General features: G+C 38.4%; 2 protein-coding genes. Both read left to right on the forward strand.

Annotated features, from left to right (window positions below):
- The first annotated feature begins 669 nt into the window (after positions 1 to 669).
- Complete coding sequence (locus tag VB654_RS08665) at positions 670 to 2,118, forward strand: glycoside hydrolase 100 family protein (RefSeq protein ID WP_323213311.1); 1,449 nt, start codon at positions 670 to 672, stop codon at positions 2,116 to 2,118.
- 367 nt (positions 2,119 to 2,485) lie between these two features.
- Positions 2,486 to 3,901, forward strand: coding sequence for a glycoside hydrolase 100 family protein (locus VB654_RS08670; protein WP_323213312.1), 1,416 nt, complete (start codon positions 2,486 to 2,488; stop codon positions 3,899 to 3,901).
- Positions 3,902 to 3,958: the final 57 nt, after the last annotated feature.

Here is a 3,958-nt window from a genome sequence, read left to right on the forward strand (position 1 = left end):
TAAGGTTTTGTGATTGCCTCAATAATTACTTTATATTGGTGTGGTAATTTTCTGGTGTCTTGCGGAAAACCTGCATCCGCTTTAAGTTATGTGCCGTATATATTTTTCGACTGTACTCCCAAAAATTTACCTGATTATTGGTAATTTAGCTAAAATATGCACCTTCTGAGAAGTATTGACCTCTAAAATTGTTGAGCTTTTATATTGCATATTCTCAGAAAACATTATAAATTATGAAATTATAGGGGAATAATCTAATTTACCGCCTCAAACCTAAATTCTGATTAAGTAAATTTACTAGACATAGTTAAAGCTGTACACACATTGAGTAATACCGGAGAGATATTCCTGTTTGATCAAGTCAGGTTACGAATGTACAGACAAGACACAGAATAATCTGGGAATATATATGGTGTCGCTACTTTGAGGAATCATGAAATGGCTTGAGGCTAAAAATACTTAGCTACCATTTATCAAAAAGATAATTAAAAACCAACTAATTATAGATTAAGTTGCGTAGAATTTAGTAGCTTAAGTTATTGTTGATAAGTTATTTTTTTACAGCAATTTGCTATTCAAAACATAGTATTTGTTATGCTTAAAATAGCATAAATAATCAATGAAGGCGCATCTACTAAAAAATCACCCCCTCAATGGAGTTACCTAGCGATGCCAATAAATGAAGTCCTAACAGATGAGAATATAGAAGAACAAGCATGGCGAGCGCTAGAGAAGTCAATTCTCTATTATCAAGGTCGCCCCATTGGGACTGTAGCTGCCTATGACGCATCTGTAGAAGCACTAAATTATGACCAGTGCTTTGTCCGGGATTTTGTCTCTTCAGCGTTAATTTTTCTGATCAAAGGTAGAACAGAAATTGTTCGCAATTTTTTGGAAGAAACTTTGAAGTTACAGCCTAAAGAAAGGGAATTAGATGCTTATAAGCCTGGACGTGGGTTAATTCCAGCCAGCTTTAAAGTTGTAGTAGAAAATGGAGAAGAACATTTAGAGGCAGATTTTGGAGAACACGCGATCGCTAGAGTTACCCCAGTAGATTCTTGTCTATGGTGGATTATTTTGTTACGTGCTTATGTAGTCGCCACCAAGGATTATTCCATCGCCTATCAACCTGATTTCCAAAACGGTATCCGGTTAATTATCGAAATCTGCTTGGCTAATCGCTTTGATATGTACCCGACGCTGTTGGTTCCCGATGGTGCTTGTATGATTGACCGTCGGATGGGTATTTATGGCCATCCTCTAGAACTTCAGGTTTTATTTTATTCAGCTTTGCGTGCGGCGCGTGAGATGCTGGCTTGTCAAGGTAATCAAGATATAGTCGTAGCAATTGATAACCGCTTACCGCTTTTGTGCGCTCACATTCGCCAGCATTATTGGATAGATATTAATCGCCTCAATGCAATTTATCGCTTCAGGAGTGAAGAATATGGCAAAGGCGCAGTGAATCTATTTAATATCTATGTAGACTCACTTCCCTATTACGAATTAGACAAGTGGCTACCGAGAAAAGGTGGTTATTTAGCTGGTAATGTCGGTCCATCGCAGTTAGACACGCGTTTCTTTGCACTGGGTAACTTAATGGCGATTATTTCCGATTTAGCCACCGAAGAACAGTCACAAGCCATTATGAATTTGATTGAGGAACGATGGGACGATTTGGTGGGAGATATGCCGATGAAAATCTGTTTCCCAGCTTTAGAAAGCGAAGAATACAGAATTGTTACCGGATGTGACCCCAAAAATATCCCTTGGTCATATCATAATGCTGGAAGTTGGCCAGTATTAATGTGGATGTTTGCCGCCGCAGCTGTAAAAACTAATAAGACTGGTTTAGCCAGAAAGACTATTGAAATTGCCAAAGCTAGATTGAGTGAAGATGAATGGCCAGAATATTATGACGGTAAGAAAGGGCGATTAATTGGCAAACAAGCCAGGAAATATCAAACTTGGACAATTGCTGGTTTCTTGTTGGCGAAAGAACTCATGGATAATCCCAATTATTTACCGTTAGTGAGTTTTGATGAATTACCACCTGAAGCAATTTCCCGCGCCTGTGAGTTTGAAATTGGCAGTGTAGAAACTTACATACCTAGATAGTAGATATCGTGAGCTTAATGATGATGACTGCTATGGCAAAATCAAGTGCAGTAATACTTCAGATATAGTGTGTAAACTGTCAAAAATAAACATTATTTTGAAAGCCCCTTTGTAGTTCTATGGGGCTTTTGTTATTTTCTCAATTGCTCTGGGTAATCACTTTAAAATCAGAGCTTATGTGAAAATGAAGTAAATGAGAAACTTGGGTTATCCTGAGAATATGGACGATGGAATGTCGCCCTAGTTAAATCGTGGGAAAAACTAAGTGTTTGTATATTCATCACCCCAATAATAAGTATTGAAAAGGAAGAGTTGAACTCTGGTTTTTCTCTTGCCAAAATCCCATCATAATGGAGTGTTTCTCGTAATGGAAAGAGAGGAAGTAGTAATAGTTGATAATTTAGAGAAACAGGCCTGGGAAATTTTAGAAAAGTCGATTCTTTACTACCAAGGTCGTCCTGTAGGTACAATTGCTACCTATGATGCTTCGCAAAAAGCGTTAAATCATGATCATTGTTTTATTAGGGATTTTGTCTCTTCAGCCTTGCTTTTTCTGATCAAGGGTAAATATGATATTGTCCGTAATTTTTTAGAAGAAACTTTAAAGTTACAGCCGAAAAAAGGCCAATTTGATGCTTATATACCCGGTCAAGGTTTGATACCAGCCAGCTTCAAGGTTGTATTAAAAGATGGTTGCGAAACTTTAGAAGCGGATTTTGGTGAACACGCGATCGCTAGAGTTACACCTGTTGATTCTTGTCTGTGGTGGGTTATTATACTATATGCCTATGTCAAAGCTACAAAAGATATAAGTTTCGCCTTGCAGCCAGAATTTCAGCAAGGAATCAGTTTAATTATGGAACTCTGCTTGGCGACACGATTTGATATGTATCCCACGCTGTTAGTTCCAGATGGGGCTTGTATGATTTATCGGCGTATGGGTATCTATGGATATCCTTTGGAAATTCAAGCTTTGTTTTATTCAGCATTACGTTCGGCGCGGAAGTTGCTGATTTGTGCAGGTGATGAAGAAATTGTCATCGGGATTGATAATCGCTTACCTCTATTAAGAGATCATATTCGTCATCACTATTGGATTGATATGAAGCGATTGAATGTAATTTATCGCTTTAAGGGTGAAGAATACGGAGAGTCAGCAGTTAATCAATTTAATATATATCCTGATTCCATTCCCTATGCTAATTTAGCTATGTGGTTGCCTAAACACGGTGGTTACTTAGCAGGTAATGTTGGTCCATCACAACTAGATACACGTTTTTTTGCATTGGGAAATATGATGGCTATTATTTCCTCTCTAGCGAGTGAACAGCAATCCCAAGCCATTATGAATCTCATTGAAGAACAGTGGGATGATTTGGTAGGAGAAATGCCGATGAAAATCTGTTTTCCGGCTGTAGAAAAAGAGGAATACAGAATTTTTACAGGCTCTGACCCTAGAAATATTCCTTGGTCGTACCATAATGGTGGTAGTTGGCCAGTGTTATTGTGGTCATTAATTGCTGCGTCTCAAAAAACGGCTAGAACAGATATTGGGAAACGCGCCTTGGAAATTGCCCAAGCACGTCTGAGTCAGGATAATTGGCCGGAATATTATGATGGTACACGGGGGCTATTAATTGGTAAGGAAGCGAGAAGATATCAAACCTGGACAATTTCTGGTTTTCTATTAGCAAAAGAATTAATGCGAAATTCAGCACATTTAGGATTAATTAGTTTTGCACAATTTGATTTAGAAAATGCTTCCCAGTCCTGTGAGTTGTAACAGAGAGTGGGGAAAGTGCTGAGTGCTGAGTGCTGAGTGCTGAGTGGGGAAAGTGCT

Origin of the sequence: Nodularia sp. UHCC 0506 (genome assembly GCF_034931045.1) — a bacterium.
In the GTDB taxonomy this organism is placed as follows: Bacteria; Cyanobacteriota; Cyanobacteriia; order Cyanobacteriales; family Nostocaceae; genus Nodularia.